The organism is Klebsiella sp. GB_Kp047 (assembly GCF_040065235.1).
Lineage (GTDB): Bacteria > Pseudomonadota > Gammaproteobacteria > Enterobacterales > Enterobacteriaceae > Klebsiella > Klebsiella quasipneumoniae.
The window spans coordinates 185,977-201,891 of the sequence record NZ_JBEAJG010000029.1; the positions used below are offsets into that span (position 1 = coordinate 185,977).

At 60.9% G+C, this 15,915-nt stretch carries 16 protein-coding genes; 8 read left to right on the forward strand and 8 right to left on the reverse strand.

Annotated features, from left to right (window positions below; all coding sequences use genetic code 11):
• Positions 1 to 95: 95 nt before the first annotated feature.
• From nikR to ABLV76_RS11660, 7 genes are all read right to left on the reverse strand, one after another.
• On the reverse strand, positions 96 to 494 hold the full coding sequence (nikR, locus tag ABLV76_RS11630) for a nickel-responsive transcriptional regulator NikR (RefSeq protein WP_135683844.1): 399 nt from the start codon (positions 492 to 494) through the stop codon (positions 96 to 98).
• Positions 482 to 1,273 carry a nickel import ATP-binding protein NikE gene (nikE, locus tag ABLV76_RS11635; protein ID WP_135683842.1) on the reverse strand — a complete coding sequence of 264 codons (792 nt, stop codon included), beginning with the start codon at positions 1,271 to 1,273 and terminating at the stop codon, positions 482 to 484. Before nikE ends, nikR begins: the two co-directional genes overlap by 13 nt.
• A complete protein-coding gene (nikD, locus tag ABLV76_RS11640) occupies positions 1,270 to 2,034 on the reverse strand; it encodes a nickel import ATP-binding protein NikD (protein ID WP_064189856.1) in 765 nt (254 codons plus the stop codon). The genes nikE and nikD overlap by 4 nt, the downstream gene beginning before the upstream one ends.
• Complete coding sequence (gene nikC / locus ABLV76_RS11645; protein WP_004202068.1) at positions 2,034 to 2,867, reverse strand: nickel ABC transporter permease subunit NikC; 834 nt, start codon at positions 2,865 to 2,867, stop codon at positions 2,034 to 2,036. The genes nikD and nikC overlap by 1 nt, the downstream gene beginning before the upstream one ends.
• Positions 2,864 to 3,808 (reverse strand): nickel ABC transporter permease subunit NikB, encoded by a 945-nt coding sequence (gene nikB / locus ABLV76_RS11650; RefSeq protein WP_049116342.1) that lies wholly within the window; start codon positions 3,806 to 3,808, stop codon positions 2,864 to 2,866. Before nikB ends, nikC begins: the two co-directional genes overlap by 4 nt.
• Positions 3,808 to 5,376: a nickel ABC transporter substrate-binding protein gene (gene nikA, locus ABLV76_RS11655; RefSeq protein WP_247049294.1), complete on the reverse strand. Its 1,569-nt coding sequence runs from the start codon at positions 5,374 to 5,376 to the stop codon at positions 3,808 to 3,810. The genes nikB and nikA overlap by 1 nt, the downstream gene beginning before the upstream one ends.
• Positions 5,377 to 5,513: 137 nt before the next feature.
• Positions 5,514 to 6,374: a LysR family transcriptional regulator gene (locus ABLV76_RS11660; RefSeq protein ID WP_348878322.1), complete on the reverse strand. Its 861-nt coding sequence runs from the start codon at positions 6,372 to 6,374 to the stop codon at positions 5,514 to 5,516.
• 97 nt (positions 6,375 to 6,471) lie between these two features.
• On the opposite strand from ABLV76_RS11660, the gene ABLV76_RS11665 reads away from it, so the two are divergent.
• The 8 genes from ABLV76_RS11665 to arnF all read left to right on the forward strand — a co-directional run bounded on the left by ABLV76_RS11665 (position 6,472) and on the right by arnF (position 14,750).
• Positions 6,472 to 6,978: a phenolic acid decarboxylase gene (locus tag ABLV76_RS11665; RefSeq protein ID WP_012540376.1), complete on the forward strand. Its 507-nt coding sequence runs from the start codon at positions 6,472 to 6,474 to the stop codon at positions 6,976 to 6,978.
• Between the two features lie 396 nt (positions 6,979 to 7,374).
• Positions 7,375 to 8,514 carry a UDP-4-amino-4-deoxy-L-arabinose aminotransferase gene (gene arnB / locus ABLV76_RS11670; protein WP_004202075.1) on the forward strand — a complete coding sequence of 380 codons (1,140 nt, stop codon included), beginning with the start codon at positions 7,375 to 7,377 and terminating at the stop codon, positions 8,512 to 8,514.
• 1 nt (position 8,515) lies between these two features.
• Positions 8,516 to 9,499: an undecaprenyl-phosphate 4-deoxy-4-formamido-L-arabinose transferase gene (gene arnC, locus ABLV76_RS11675; RefSeq protein WP_128335934.1), complete on the forward strand. Its 984-nt coding sequence runs from the start codon at positions 8,516 to 8,518 to the stop codon at positions 9,497 to 9,499.
• Positions 9,496 to 11,481 (forward strand): bifunctional UDP-4-amino-4-deoxy-L-arabinose formyltransferase/UDP-glucuronic acid oxidase ArnA, encoded by a 1,986-nt coding sequence (gene arnA, locus ABLV76_RS11680; RefSeq protein WP_032456699.1) that lies wholly within the window; start codon positions 9,496 to 9,498, stop codon positions 11,479 to 11,481. Before arnC ends, arnA begins: the two co-directional genes overlap by 4 nt.
• Positions 11,478 to 12,380, forward strand: coding sequence for a 4-deoxy-4-formamido-L-arabinose-phosphoundecaprenol deformylase (gene arnD / locus ABLV76_RS11685; protein WP_004202080.1), 903 nt, complete (start codon positions 11,478 to 11,480; stop codon positions 12,378 to 12,380). Before arnA ends, arnD begins: the two co-directional genes overlap by 4 nt.
• Entirely contained in the window at positions 12,380 to 14,035 is a 1,656-nt protein-coding gene (arnT, locus tag ABLV76_RS11690) for a lipid IV(A) 4-amino-4-deoxy-L-arabinosyltransferase (protein WP_032456697.1), read from the forward strand. Before arnD ends, arnT begins: the two co-directional genes overlap by 1 nt.
• Positions 14,032 to 14,370, forward strand: a complete 339-nt coding sequence (gene arnE, locus ABLV76_RS11695; protein WP_004202083.1) for a 4-amino-4-deoxy-L-arabinose-phosphoundecaprenol flippase subunit ArnE — start codon at positions 14,032 to 14,034, stop codon at positions 14,368 to 14,370. Before arnT ends, arnE begins: the two co-directional genes overlap by 4 nt.
• Entirely contained in the window at positions 14,370 to 14,750 is a 381-nt protein-coding gene (arnF, locus tag ABLV76_RS11700; protein WP_023319275.1) for a 4-amino-4-deoxy-L-arabinose-phosphoundecaprenol flippase subunit ArnF, read from the forward strand. The genes arnE and arnF overlap by 1 nt, the downstream gene beginning before the upstream one ends.
• Here the strand turns inward: arnF and ABLV76_RS11705 are convergent.
• A complete protein-coding gene (locus ABLV76_RS11705) occupies positions 14,747 to 15,796 on the reverse strand; it encodes an AI-2E family transporter (RefSeq protein WP_004202085.1) in 1,050 nt (349 codons plus the stop codon). The genes arnF and ABLV76_RS11705 overlap by 4 nt on opposite strands.
• Between the last annotated feature and the right edge of the window lie 119 nt (positions 15,797 to 15,915).

Here is a 15,915-nt window from a genome sequence, read left to right on the forward strand (position 1 = left end):
GAAGCGCCATTATTGGCGAAGCGGGATAATTCACAAAGCGTATAATTTATGTGGTTTATCAACTGTTGATAAACCACCCAAGAATTTTCAAATCGTTAATCATCCGCTAAACACTGCAAATGCCCATGGCGCACGCCGCGCTGGGCAATCACGTCGTCGGCAAAATGCTGTATCTCGACCATGTCTCCCTTCAGCACCGCAATCTCAAGGCAGTCGTCATGACTGATATGCACATGCAGCGTGGCGACGGAGAGATCGTGATGATGATGCTGGGTGGCCATCAGCCGGCTCGCCAGTTCGCGTTTTTCATGCTCGTACACATATGACAGGACGGCATAACCGCGCCGCGGCTCCGACGGTGCGGGATCCTGGTTGAGGGCGTCTCGCAGAATATCGCGTACCGCCTCCGAACGATTGTGGTAGCCGCGGCGGGCGCTGAGCGCATCGAGAGCGGCCAGCAGGTCATCATCAAGAGTCAGGGTTACGCGCTGCATGGCATGGCCTCGTTAAGCAGAGTGGCAGGAAAAGGTGGCAGCACCGCCTGCTGGAGCGCCTGTCCGGCAGGGGAGCGCAGGCGCAGCGGTAGACTGACCGTTGCGGTTTCGACGATGCGTCCGTGCTCCATCACCAGCACCCGCTGGCAAAAGCGCTCCACCAGCCGCAGGTCGTGAGTGATGAACAGGCAGGCGGTGCCAAACTGGGCTTGCAGGCGCTTCAGCAGGGCGATAATCTCCGCCTGCAGCAGCAGATCGAGATTCGAGACCGCTTCATCCAGAATCAACAGCTGCGGCCGTACTGCCAGGGCGCGAGCCAGGCAGACGCGCTGCAGCTGTCCGCCGCTGAGCTGCGACGGGCGTTTATCGAGTAGCGTCGTGGAAAGGTCGACCGCCTGCAGCATCTCTTCCACCTGACGCGCGCGTTCCTCGCGCGACAAGCGCAACAGATGGCGCAGCGGCTCGCTGACGATCTCGCGCACCGTTTTGCGCGGATTCACCGCGCTGAAGGCGTCCTGAAACACCAGCTGAATATCGCGGCGGAAGGCGCCGACGGCCTCGCCCTTCAGGGCGGTCAGCGGTGTGCCGCGCCAGACAATATCGCCGTGCTGCGGCGTTTCCAGGCCCACCAGCATCCGCGCCAGGGTGCTCTTGCCGCAGCCGCTGCGCCCGAGCAGGGCCACCGTTTCGCCGGGGGCGATGGCGAGTTGGACCTCGTGCAGGACCCTGCCGTGGTGCGGGTAATTGTGGCTCACCCCGGTGACGCTGAGTAAATTCATGCTGTTTTCTCCAGTCCGTACAGCGCCAGATGCGCCGCCAACAGGCGTTGGCTCAGCGGGTGCTGTGGGGCGCTGAACAGCGTATTTACATCGCACTGTTCAACGAGGCGACCGTTCTCCATGACCGCTACGTAATCCGCCAGCCGCGCCACAACGCCCATGTCATGGGTCACCAGCAGCAGCCCCAGACCGCGGCTGGCGACGATATCCGCCAGCAGATTGAGGATCCGCGCCTGGGCGATGGCATCGAGGTCGGTGGTCGGTTCGTCGGCGATGATAAAGGGCGCGCGGCTGAGCAGGGCGAGGGCGACCATCATCCGTTGCAGCATGCCGCCGCTCATCTCAAAGGGGTAGCGTTTCAGCAGCGCCCGCGGATTATCCAGACCCACCTCTTCCATTGCCGCCAGCAGGGCGGCGTCACTTGCTTCGCGGCCCGCCGCCCGGCAGGTTTCCCGGGCGTGGGCGGACATGGTATGCAGCGGATTAAAGGCGCTGCGTGGGTTCTGCATGATAGTGGCGATAGTCGCGCCGCGCAGCTGTTCGCCGTGCACCGGCATGCCGTCAAGCAACACCCGGCCGGCGGTCTGGTTGACGCCGGGCGGCAGCAGGCCCAGCGCGGCGGCGCAGGTGAGCGATTTCCCGCTGCCGCTGCTGCCGAGCAGCGCCAGTACCTGGCCGCGGCGCAGGGTAAGCGAGACGTCGCTGACCAGCGGGCGGTCGGCGGTAAGGGCGATCTGTTGCAGTTGGATCTTCTGCGGCATCAGTGGCTATGCTCCGCGATCAGGTGAGGATCGAGGCGATCGCGCAGCGCGTCGCCCAGCAGGTTAAAGGCCATCACGCTGATGAACAGCGCCAGCCCCGGCCAGACCATCTGCAGCGGCTGGGTCCAGATATACTGCCGGGCGTCGTTGATCATCACCCCCCATTCCGCCGTCGGCGCGCTGACGCCGAGGCCAAGGAACGACATGCCGGCCACGTGAAGCATCATATGACCGATATCCAGCGAGGCGAGCACCAGCAGCGAGGGGATCACCGCCCCTGCCAGATGGTCGCTGAACAGCCGCCACTGGCTGGCGCCGCTCAGGCGGGCGGCGAGGATAAATTCGCGCTGGCGCAGGGAGACCACCAGATTACGCACCATTCTGGCGTACCAGGCCCAGTGCGACAGCGCAATGGCGAGGATCACGTTGGTCAGCCCGGTACCCAACACCCCCACCATAAAGAACGACAGGATCGAGGTCGGAAAGGTCATAAACAGTTCGGCGAGGCGCATCAGGCCGCGGTCGGCGCGGCCGCCCAGCAGCCCGGCGCTGCCGCCAACCGCCAAACCGATCAGCAGCACCAGCAGCAGGCAGGCCATTACCGCCCCCAGCGAGACGCGGGTGGCGGCCAGCAGGCGCGAGAAAATATCCCGTCCAAGATGATCGGTTCCCAGCCAGTGCGCCCCCCCTGGCGGCAGCAGCCGCTGCTGCAGGTTAATCGCCGCCGGATCCCAGGGCAGCCACCAGCCGCTGCCGAGGGCGATGACCGCCAGCAGCGCGATAACCAGCAGGGCCAGTTTCACCGGCCAGCGGAAGTTTCGCAGCCATCTCATACGCTCACCTCCTCATGGCGGCGCAGGCGCGGGTCGAGCGCCGCGTTAAGCACATCCACCGCCAGGTTAGCCAGTACGAACACCGTGACCATCATCAGGGTAAAGCACTGAATCACCGGATAATCGCGATTGAAGATCGCGGAAACCGCGTAGCGGCCAACCCCCGGCCAGGCAAAGATATTTTCGATAATCATCGTGCCGCCGATCAGCTCGCCAATGTGCATGCCCATGGCGGTCACCACCGGCAGGGTGGCGTTGCGCAGGATATGCCGCCGCTCCACCTGGCGCGTGCTCAACCCGCGCAGCCGCGCCCATACCACGTGACGCTGGCCGGAGACCTCCAGCATGGTGGCGCGCAGCAGCCGGGCGTTAATCGCCAGCGACATAAAGGCGATGGAGACGGCGGGCAATATCAGGTGCTGCCAGTCGCCGTATCCCATCGCCGGGAGCCACTGCAGATGCACGGAAAAGAGCATCACCAGCAGAAAGGCTAGCCAGAAGTTCGGCATCGACACGCCGAGGAAGGCAATCAGCCGTACAGCAAAATCCGGCAGGCGATCGCGATGGCGCGCCGCCCAGATCCCCAGCGGCAGCGAGGTGACGAGGATCAGCGCCAGCGCCGCGCCGGTAAGCAGCAGGGTGGCCGGCAGGAAGTGCAGCAGGTCGTCCAGCACCGGCCGCCGGGTGGCATAAGAGAGGCCGAAGTCCAGGTGCAGCGCCCGCCACAGCCAGTGCAGATACTGCATCGCCAGCGGCTGGTTGAGACCCAGCAGTTCGCGGGTCGAGGCGACCATCTCTTCCGTGGGCGGCAGATTCGACAGGCGCAGATAATCCAGCGCCGGGTCGCCGGTGCCGAGCCGCAGCAGCAGAAAGATGATGGCGGAGGCGGCGAGCAACAGCGGGATCAGCAGCAGCAGGCGGCGTAAAATATAGCGTAGCATTATGGTGTTACCGGTTTAATCTGGTCGAACGGGATCTCGGTGGTCACCGGCGCGAACGGGATCTCGCCGACCTCCTGGCGCGCAACTGACATCAGCGAGACATAGCTGATGGGTAGGTACACCGCGTCCTGATGCAGACGGGTCAGCACATCGTGGTACAGCCGTTTCCGCTGCGCCTCGTCGCTGGTGGTCAGCACCTCGCTAATCTCTTTATCAATCAGCGCTTTGTCGGGCAGGCCGCGCTGGGCCTGATAATCGGCATGCGAGGGCACGCGCATCGAGCTTAAAAAGGCATGCGGATCGTAGGGGGCGCCCCAGGTGCGATTGAAGATCATGCCGAACCGGCCTTCGCGCTGGCGCGCATAGATGCTGCTTTCCTCCTCGCCCACCAGGGTGACGCGGACGCCGACCTCCCGCAGATTGGCCTGAATAATTTCGGCCATCGATTTAGCCAGCGCGTCGGTGCCGATAAACGCCAGCTCAATCGCCAGCGGTTGCCCGGCTTTTTGTCGCCAGGGCTGGCCTTCCGGCTGCTGCCAGCCGGCCTGCGCCAGCAGGGCGCGGGCTTTTGCCGGATCGTAACGGCGTGGCGTCAGATCCTGCGGGGCGTAGGGGACCGAGGGCGCAAACAGGGTGTCGGCAACCTGCTGGGTGCCGTAGAGCACGCTATCGACGAGGGTCTGCTTGTCGACGGCGTAGTTGAGCGCCTCGCGAACCGCCTGCTCGCGGGTCGGGCCCTGGCTGGCGTTCAGCGCCAGCATCACCGTCTCCGTCGGGGCGGAGAGTCGAGCCACGTAGCCGGGGTGATGACGAAAGCGTTCGAAGGTATCCAGCGGTAGCAGCCCTTCGTCGCCGTAGAGCATGTCGATTTCCCCGGTTTCGAACGCCACCGCGCGGCTGGTGGCGTCAGGGATCACTTTGATGGTGATTTGCTGCAGCGCGGGTTTATTACCCCAGTACTGTTCGTTGCGTACCAGCACGTCGCGCTGATTGAGCTGCGAGCTCGCCAGTCGCCACGGCCCGGTGCCGATCGGGGCTTTGATGCCGTTGGCGGTGCCGCCATCGATAAACTGCGAGGGGGCGATAAAGCGGAACGGGCGGGGCAGGGCCAGCTCTTGTAGCAAAGGGGCGTAGGCGCTTTTCAGGGTGATCTGCAGCTCGCTGGCGCTGAGCGCCCGCACGTCGGTTATCTGATTGGCGAGCTCAAGCCAGGCGTGGCGTTGACGGTTGGCGAGCACCGCCTGGAAATTCGCCGCTGCGGCCTGGGCGGTAAAGGGTTCGCCGTTGGAGAAGGTCACATCCTCGCGCAGGGTGAACCACCAGGTTTTACCATCGTCGGAGTGACGCCAGCGGGTCGCCAGCCAGGGCTGCACGCTGCCGTCAGCCTGATACTTCACCAGCGGCTCATAGACCATGCTTTGGGCAAACATCTGGTTGGGGGTATAAAGATGCGGATTCAGCGGGCCGACGTTCACCGGCCAGGCGGTGGTGAGCGAGTGCTGCGCGGCCTGAGCCAGCAGAGGGACGCAGGCGATCAGCGCCAGCAGAGTGAGGCGGAAAATAGACAAGACGGCAATCTCAACGACAGGAAAGTATGACGATTTTAGTGATTCATCATACTTTCGGAGTAACCTGGATCAATATTGCGCCGAAAAGTATAAGTAATCCGTATGATTATGCGCAGGGGCAGGCGCCGCTTTACCCCTCAGGGCGCCCGGAACAACCCCAGCAGCGTGGCCACCTGTTCGTCGATCGGCGCCAGATCCCGCTTGACGATCAGATGCAGCGGCGTCGCGCGGCGCGCGCCATGGCTGAGGGGCAGCCGCTTCAGCACGCCCTGATCGAGATGGGAACGAATGCGCTCTTCCGGCAGCCAGCTGAAGCCGACCTGATACATCACCGCATCAATGGCGGCGTCAATGGTGGAGAAAGTCCAGGCGTCACGCGTCGCCTGGCCATCGCCGGTCTGGTCGGCAATGCGCACCAGCGGCCATGGCGCCAGCGCGCTATCCTCCAGCGGACCGTCGAGGGCGGCGAGAGGATGGTCGCGGTGGGCGACGGCGATAAAATCAATATTCATCAGCCACTCTCCGCGGCCGGTAATATCCTGGCGGCGGGTCAGAACCATGACATCGGCTTCCGTTCGCGCCGCACCCTCGTCATCCATATTTTCCAGCACTTCGGTGAGTCTGACCTGCGTCTGCGGATAACGCTGCTGAAACTGGCGCAAAATGGCGAACAACCGCTGGCGCGGGAAAATGCTGTCGACCACCAGATCCAGACGGGTGCGCGCCCCGTTGCGCAGAGTGGCGGCATGCGTCTCAACGTAGGCGAAGGCCTGTAGCAGCGGTTTGACCTGATTCAGCAGCAGTTCGCCGGCCGGGGTCAGCACCGCCCGCCGCCCGGACGGCGCCAGCAGCGCTACCCCTAAACGCTCCTGCAGCAGCGCGAGGTTATAGCTCACCGAAGACTGGCTGCGATTGGTCTCCTCCGCCGCTCTGGCAAAGCTCCCCAATTCCACTACCTTTTCGAGTAACGCCCACTGCTCCAGGGTTGTCTTGTGCATAATCAATCTAAAATTTGGATGTATTTAATCCAAACATAGCGTTATTCATTCAATTTTTAAAGACGTATGCTGTCCTCAACAACACAGAGGAGAATAAATGATGAGCACTTTCGACAAACATGACCTCAGCGGCTTTATCGGTAAACATCTGGTCTACACCTACGACAACGGCTGGAACTACGAAATTTACGTCAAAAACGGCCACACCCTCGACTACCGTATTCACAGCGGCATCGTTGGCAATCGCTGGGTGAAAGATCAGGAAGCGTACATCGTGCGGGTGGGGGAAAGTATCTACAAAATCTCATGGACCGAACCGACCGGTACCGACGTCAGCCTGATCGTCAACCTGGGCGATAAACTGTTCCACGGCACCATTTTCTTCCCGCGCTGGATCATGAATAACCCGGAAAAAACCGTCTGCTTCCAGAACGATCACATTCCTCTGATGAATTCGTACCGCGATGCCGGCCCGGCCTACCCGACGGAAGTGATTGACGAGTTTGCTACTATCACCTTCATTCGCGACTGTGGCGCGGATAATGACGAGGTTATTAATTGCCCGGCAAGTGAATTGCCAGCTGATTTTCCTGCAAATTTGTAATTAAGCAGAAATAACTTTGTGATCTGCGCTAACTTTTTGTCATCAAGCGTGACAAAGACAGCGTCATTAATTGTTATCTGGTTTAACCCCCGTTTACTTTCCGCGATAGCGTTCCTGTTTTCTTTTCCAGACAGGAACGCTTTTTTGTCAAAATTCTGCCATAAATAAAACCTATCATTCTGTTTCTTAATGATTTATTTGGCTATGCTGAGAAAAGATTAATTTCTTAATATTATCCTAAGCAAGGTCGACTACATTAATAGTGGTCGAAATACCCTGAAATGGAATGCCGCGCTGAACTCACTTCATTTTAATTTCGTTTAAGTCCGCAGGCGCAGGATATTTTATTCTAACGACCCAGGTTTGTGCGTGGGTCATCTACAGAACAGGATGATGATGAGCGATTTTTTGCCTTTTTCGCGCCCGTCGATGGGCGACGCAGAGCTGGCAGCCCTGCGTGAAGTTTTAACGTCGGGCTGGATCACCACCGGACCGAAGAATCAGGCACTTGAAGCGGCATTTTGCCAGTTGACCGGCAACCGCCACGCGATTGCCGTCAGTTCAGCGACCGGCGGGATGCATGTGACCCTGATGGCGCTGGGTATTGGCCCTGGCGATGAAGTCATTACACCTTCCCAGACCTGGGTCTCCACTCTCAATATGATCTGCCTGCTGGGCGCCACGCCGGTAATGATCGATGTCGATAACGACAATCTGATGATCACCCCTGAGGCGGTGGCAGCGGCGATCACCTCGCGTACCAAAGCGATTATTCCTGTGCACTACGCGGGGGCGCCAGCCGATATCGACGCCATTCGCGCGGTGGGCGAGCGCCATGGCATTCCGGTGATCGAAGACGCCGCCCATGCGGCGGGGACCCACTATAAGGGCCGCCACGTAGGCTGGCAGGGGACCGCGATTTTCTCGTTCCACGCGATCAAAAACATGACCTGCGCTGAAGGCGGCCTGATTGTCACCGACGACGACGAGCTGGCCTCCCGTATCCGCAGCCTGAAATTCCATGGCCTTGGCGTGGACGCCTATGACCGCCAGACCCATGGCCGCGCGCCGCAGGCGGAGGTGATCGCTCCGGGCTTTAAATACAATCTTGCCGACATCAACGCCGCGCTGGCGCTGGTCCAGCTGGAAAAACTGCCTCACGCCAACCAGCGGCGGGCGGAAATTGCCCAGCGCTATCTGCGCGAACTGGCGGACACGCCGTTTACGCCCCTGACCGTCCCGGCCTGGGATCACCAGCACGCCTGGCATCTGTTTATCATCCGCGTCGATGAGGCTGCCTGCGGCATCAGCCGTGACGCGTTGATGGAAAAGCTAAAGGCGATGGGTATCGGCACCGGTCTGCACTTCCGTGCGGCCCATACGCAAAAATATTACCGCGAGCGCTTCCCGGAGGTTTCCCTGCCGAATACCGAATGGAACAGCGCCCGCATCTGTTCTCTCCCGTTGTTCCCGGACATGACCGATGACGATGTCACTCGCGTCATTTCCGCACTGCGCCAGCTGTCAGGACGTTGATATGCTTACTTACCCTCCCGTGAAGAAGGTCTCGGTGGTTATTCCGGTTTATAACGAACAGGATAGCCTGCCGGAGCTGCTTCGTCGTACGGATACCGCCTGCGCCACGCTGGGGCGGCAATATGAAATTCTGCTGATCGACGATGGCAGCAGCGACGATTCCGCGCGCATGCTCACCGAAGCTGCCGAGGCGGAAGGCAGTCACGTCGTCGCCGTGCTGTTAAACCGTAACTACGGGCAGCACTCGGCGATCATGGCCGGTTTCAGCCATGTAACCGGCGATTTAATCATTACGCTTGACGCCGACCTGCAAAACCCGCCGGAAGAGATCCCGCGGTTGGTAGAGAAGGCGGATGAAGGCTACGACGTGGTGGGCACCGTTCGCCAGAACCGTCAGGACAGCATCTTCCGCAAAACCGCGTCGAAGATGATCAACCGCCTGATCCAGCGCACCACCGGCAAAGCGATGGGCGACTACGGCTGCATGCTGCGCGCTTACCGCCGCCATATCATCGACGCCATGCTCAACTGCCATGAGCGCAGCACCTTTATCCCGATCCTGGCGAATACCTTCGCCCGGCGCGCGGTGGAGATCCCGGTGATGCACGCCGAGCGCGAATTCGGCGACTCCAAATACAGCTTTATGCGCCTGATCAACCTGATGTACGACCTGGTGACCTGTCTGACCACCACGCCGCTGCGTCTGCTCAGCATTTTCGGCAGCGTGATAGCCCTGCTGGGCTTCGCCTTTGGCCTGCTGCTGGTGGTGCTGCGTCTGGCCTTTGGCCCGCAGTGGGCGGCGGAAGGGGTATTTATGCTCTTCGCCGTGCTGTTTATGTTCATCGGCGCTCAGTTTATCGGGATGGGCCTGCTCGGGGAGTATATCGGACGCATCTATAACGACGTGCGCGCGCGTCCCCGCTACTTTATTCAACGTGTTGTTCGCCAGCCGGAAACGGCATCTAAAGAGGAAGATCGTTCATGAAAGCCGTAGTCTTCGCTTATCACGATATGGGCTGCACCGGTATCCAGGCTCTGCTGGACGCTGGATATGATATCGCTGCTATTTTCACCCACCCGGATAACCCTGGCGAAAACCATTTCTTTGGCTCCGTGGCGCGCCTTGCCGCCGAGCAGGGCATTCCGGTGTGGGCGCCGGAAGACGTGAACCATCCGCTGTGGATTGAGCGTATCCGCGAGATGAAGCCGGACGTGCTGTTCTCCTTCTACTACCGCAACCTGCTGGGCGATGAGATCCTCAGTCTTGCGCCGAAAGGGGCGTTTAACCTACACGGTTCGCTGCTGCCGAAATATCGCGGCCGCGCGCCGCTGAACTGGGTACTGGTCAATGGCGAAAGCGAAACCGGCGTGACGCTGCACCGGATGGTGAACCGCGCGGATGCCGGCGATATCGTCGCTCAGCAAACCGTGGCGATTGGCCCGGATGACGCCGCCCTGACGCTGCACCGCAAGCTGTGCGCTGCCGCCACTGAGCTGCTGAGCCAGGCGTTGCCGGCGATCCTCGCCGGAACCACCGATGAACGTCCGCAGGATCACAGCCAGGCGACCTATGTGGGACGGCGCACCCCGGAAGATGGCCGCCTCGACTGGGAGCAGCCGGCGCAGACGCTGCACAATCTGGTGCGCGCGGTCTCCGATCCGTGGCCGGGGGCCTTCGGCTACGCTGGCGCGAACAAATTTATTGTCTGGAAATCCCGTGTACGCAGTGATCTACCTGCAGCCAAACCGGGCACCGTTATCTCCGTTGCACCGCTGATCGTGGCGTGCCAGGAAGGGGCGCTGGAGATTGTCACCGGCCAGACCGAACGCGGCGTGTACATGCAGGGCGCCCAGCTGGCGCAGGCGCTGGGCCTGGTGTCCGGGGCGGTGATCAGCAGCAAACCGGTGGTGGCGGTTAAGCGTCGTACCCGGGTGCTGATCCTCGGCGTCAATGGCTTTATCGGTAACCATCTGACCGAACGCCTGCTGCAGGACGACAACTATGAGATTTACGGCCTGGATATCGGCTCCGACGCCATCAGCCGTTTCCTCGACTGCCCGCGTTTTCACTTCGTGGAAGGCGATATCAGCATTCACTCCGAGTGGATCGAATATCACATTAAGAAATGCGACGTGGTGCTGCCGCTGGTAGCTATCGCCACCCCTATCGAGTACACCCGCAACCCGCTGCGCGTGTTCGAGCTGGATTTCGAAGAGAACCTGAAGATCATCCGCGATTGCGTGAAATACAATAAGCGCATCATCTTCCCGTCGACCTCTGAAGTGTACGGCATGTGCACCGACAAAAACTTCGACGAAGATACTTCCAACCTGGTGGTCGGGCCGATCAACAAACAGCGCTGGATCTACTCGGTCTCCAAGCAGCTGCTGGACCGCGTGATCTGGGCCTACGGCGATAAGAATGGCCTGAAGTTCACCCTGTTCCGTCCGTTCAACTGGATGGGGCCGCGTCTGGATAACCTCAACGCCGCGCGTATCGGCAGCTCCCGCGCCATCACCCAGCTGATCCTCAACCTGGTGGAAGGCTCGCCGATCAAGCTCATCGAAGGCGGTAAGCAGAAGCGCTGCTTTACTGACATCAGCGACGGTATCGAAGCGCTGTTCCGCATCATCGAGAACAAAGACGGCCGCTGCGACGGGCAGATCATCAACATCGGTAACCCGGATAACGAAGCGAGCATCAAAGAGCTGGCGGAGATGCTGCTGGCCTGCTTCGAACGCCATCCGCTGCGCGATCGCTTCCCGCCGTTTGCCGGCTTCCGCGAAGTGGAAAGCAGCGACTACTACGGCAAGGGCTATCAGGACGTTGAGCATCGCAAACCGAGCATCCGCAACGCCAAACGCTGCCTGAACTGGGAGCCGAAGGTGGAGATGGAAGAGACCGTTGAGCATACGCTGGACTTCTTCCTGCGCACGGTAGAACTGGTGGACGCTAAACATCCATGAAACAGGTCGGCTTACGCATAGATGTCGATACTTTTCGCGGGACGCGGGACGGTGTTCCGCGGCTGCTGGACCTGCTAGGCCAGCACGGGATTCAGGCAAGCTTCTTCTTCAGCGTCGGGCCGGACAATATGGGGCGTCACCTGTGGCGCCTGGTAAAACCGAAGTTTCTGTGGAAGATGCTGCGTTCCAGAGCGGCTTCGCTGTACGGCTGGGATATTCTGCTGGCCGGCACCGCGTGGCCGGGACGCCGCATCGGCGCGGGGAACGAGGCGGTGATCCGTGCGACCGCCGAGTCTCATGAAGTGGGCCTGCACGCCTGGGACCACTACAGCTGGCAGGCGTGGAGCGGCGTCTGGCCGCAGGAACGGCTGACGCTGGAGGTCGAGCGTGGCCTGCTGGAGCTCGAGCGCATCATCGGCCGCCCGGTCACCTGTTCGGCCGTTGCCGGCTGGCGCGCCGATCAGCGGGTGGTGAAAGCCAAAGAATCCTTCGATTTTCTCTACAACAGCGACTGTCGCGGCACGCGGCCGTTTCTGCCCCAGCTCGGCAGCGGCGTCTCTGGTACGGTGCAGATCCCGGTCACGTTGCCGACCTGGGACGAGGCGGTGGGCACGGCGGTGGATATCGCCGGCTTTAACCGCTATCTCCTCGACTGCATCCATCGCGACCCTGGCGTGCCGGTCTATACCATTCACGCCGAAGTGGAAGGTATTGCCTATGCCGATCAGTTCGATGAACTGCTGACCATGGCGGCGGAAGAAGAAATTCAGTTTTGCCCACTGAGCCAGCTGCTGCCCGCTGACTTTAGCGAGCTGCCGTCCGGCAAAGTGGTTCGGGGTGAACTGGCTGGCCGGGAAGGCTGGCTCGGACGTGAACAATTACTGACTTCGGGTGTTTGATGAAAAGCATTCGCTATGGCGTCTCTCTGATTGCGCTGTTTGCGCTGTATTACCTGCTGCCGCTCAATTTCCGTTTGCTCTGGCAACCCGATGAAACACGCTATGCGGAGATCAGCCGTGAAATGCTGGCCACCGGCGACTGGGTGGTGCCGCATTTTCTCGGGCTGCGCTACTTCGAAAAGCCGATTGCCGGTTACTGGATCAACAGTGTCGGCCAGTGGCTGTTTGGCCATAATAACTTCGGCGTACGCTTCGGGTCGGTCTTCGCCATCACCATGACCGCCGTGCTGGTGGCCTGGCTGGCGTGGCGCATCTTTCGCGATAAGCGGGTAGCCGTCCTGTCGCCAGTGATTTTTCTCACCGCGATGCTGGTGTATGCGATTGGTACCTATGCGGTGCTGGACCCGATGATCACCCTGTGGCTGGCGCTGGCGATGTGCAGCTTCTGGGGCGCGACGCAGGCGCAGAGCCGCGGCGGCAAAATACTGGGTTACGTGCTGTTGGGCGTCGCCTGCGGTATGGGGGTGATGACCAAAGGTTTCCTTGCGCTGGCGGTGCCGGTGGTGGGCGTTCTGCCGTGGGTGATCGCCCGTAAACGCTGGCGTGAAGTGCTGACCTACGGTTGGCTGGCGGTGGTCGTCTGTACGCTGGTGGTGCTGCCCTGGGGGCTGGCTATCGCCCAGCGCGAGCCGGACTTCTGGCGCTACTTCTTCTGGGTCGAGCATATTCAGCGTTTCGCCGAAAAAGACGCCCAGCACAAAGCGCCATTCTGGTACTACATCCCGTTCCTGATTGCCGGCAGCCTGCCGTGGCTGGCCCTGCTGCCAGGGGCGCTGAAGCGCGGCTGGCGTGAGCGCGATGAGGCCCGCGGCGCGCTGTATCTGCTCGGTTGGGTGGCGATGCCGCTCCTGTTCTTCAGTATTGCAAAAGGCAAACTGCCGACCTATATCCTGCCGTGCTTTGCGCCGCTGTCGATCCTGATGGCGCGCTACGCGCTGGAGGCGGCGAAGACCGGCGCGAAAGCGCTGCGCATCAATGGGATGATCAACCTGGGCTTTGGCCTGCTGGGGCTGATCGCCGTGCTGGTGGTCTCGCCCTGGGGCGTGATGCACAAGCCGGTATGGACCAAGATTGAGCTGTATAAATGTCTGCTGGCGGCCATCGCCTTCGCCGTCTGGGCGCTGATGGGCTGGTTGGCGATGAAAGACGCTGGTCGCCGTTGGAGCCTGGCGGCGCTTTGCCCGCTTGGCCTGGCGCTGCTGGTGGGCTTCGCCATTCCGGACCGGGTTATCGACAGCAAACAGCCGCAGTTCCTCGTGGACATCGTCAGCGAATCCCTGCAGCCCAGCCGTTACGTCCTGACTAACAACGTCGGGATTGCCGGCGGCCTGGCCTGGGAGCTGAAGCGAAGCGATATTATTATGTTCGACAAACAGGGTGAGCTGAAGTACGGTCTCGACTGGCCGGACGCTCAGGGAAGCTTTGTCAGCCAGGCCGGGTTTGCCGACTGGCTGGCCACGCATCGTCAGCAGGGGCCGGTCTCGCTGGTGCTGTTGATGGATAAAGGAGAGAGTATGGTCGACTTACCGTTACCGAAACCCGATAACGCCTACGAGCTGGGTCGGGTGGTCTTCCTTCAGTACCTGCCGCAATGAGCGTCTGGATCTGTCTGGTGTTCGCCAGCCTGCTGAGCTGCGCCGGACAGCTGTGCCAGAAACAGGCGACCCGCCCGTCCCGTCGCGGACGGCGGAGTCGCCATATACTCTTCTGGCTGGGGATGGCGCTGCTATGCCTCGGCTGCGGCATGCTGCTGTGGCTGAGCGTCCTGCAGTCTATTCCAGTGAGCATCGCCTATCCGATGCTGAGCCTGAACTTCGTCTGGGTCACCCTTGCGGGCTGGGGCATCTGGCATGAGCCGGTCGCTCGCCGCCACTGGTTTGGCGTCGGGTTGATCGTCGTGGGCATTGTCATTCTGGGGACCAGCGTTTGATGGGCTTTCTCTGGGCATTATTCAGCGTCGGCCTTGTCAGCGCCGCGCAGCTGCTGCTGCGCAGCGCCATGGTGGCCTTGCCGCCGCTGACCGATATTCTGGCCTTTCTCCAGCATCTGCTGCATTTCGAGCCTGGTACCTTCGGCCTGTTTTTCGGCCTGCTGGGCTACCTGTTGTCAATGGTCTGCTGGTACTTTGCCCTCCACCGTCTACCGTTATCAAAAGCGTATGCACTGTTGAGCCTGAGCTATATCCTGGTGTGGGCTGCCGCCATCTGGCTGCCCGGCTGGCATGAGCCGTTCTACTGGCAATCGCTGCTGGGCGTGGCGATTATCGTCGCCGGCGTATTGACCATCTTCTGGCCGGTGAAACGCCGCTAGCCGGGGAGCCGGCTTTTGGGACGCCCCGGGCCGAGCAGGATCGCCAGCTTGCTGCCCCCGACGGTGGTCTCCATCCAGATTTTACAGACGCTGGTTAACGGCACCGAGAGCAGCATTCCCACCGGCCCCAGCAGCCAGCCCCAGACCAGCAGCGACAGGAACACCACCAGGGTCGACATCCCCAGCCGGTGGCCCATCATGCGCGGCTCCACCATGTTGCCCAGCACCATATGCACCACCAGAAACAGCGCCCCGACCAGCAGGCACTCATAGATGCCGCTGAACAGCAGCGCCTGCAGCATGGGTGGGATGGCGGAGATGGCGGAGCCGATATTCGGCACATAGTTCAGCAGGAACGCCAGCACCCCCCACATCAGCGCGAACTGCACCCCCATCGCCAGCAGCCCCAGCCAGACAATCAGCCCGGTCCACAGGCTGATCAGCGTTTTCAAAGCCAGATAGTGGGTAACGCCTTTCAGCGCCCGGTGCAGCCCGGCGATATGCAGACGAGGGTTATTGAGGGCAAAACGCAGTTTGTAGGGCAGGTGGCGAACCTCAAAAAGCATAAAGATCACCGTCATCACCAGCAGCACAATGCTGGCCATCGCCCCGGAAAGCTGGGTCATCAGCGTTGTGGCCCAGGTCATCAGCCGTTCTGAATCCATACGCCGCAGCATGCGCTCCGGATTGATATGCAGGTTGAGAAAGGGGAGATACTCCTGGAGCTGGACGATCTTACGCGTCAGGGCGCGGTTGAAATCGGGCAGCATGGCGACAAAGTCATTGAGCGACGCCGCCAGCACGCCAAGCAGCGCGGTGAGCATCACCAGCATTGCCGTCACCACCAGGGTAATGGCGAACGGGCGCCGCACCCCGCGGCGAATGAACCAGGTGACCAGCGGGTTGAGGACGATAGCGAAAAACAGCGCCAGCAGGAGCTGCACCAGAATATCGGCGGCGGCGTGGATCCCTGCGAGGATAATCACCAGCGCCGCCAGCTTAAGTAAAATATGGAGCCCGGCTTTATCAGCCTGCGGAGGGGACATAGGTATTCCTTTTGTGAGTCGCGCCTGATAAGTGTAGCGGTTCGCCGACTGCCAATATTCCGAAAGGCGAGCTGCTTTTCCGCCGCCAGCGTGGTAATAGTGAAAGCTGGTTGTCGAAA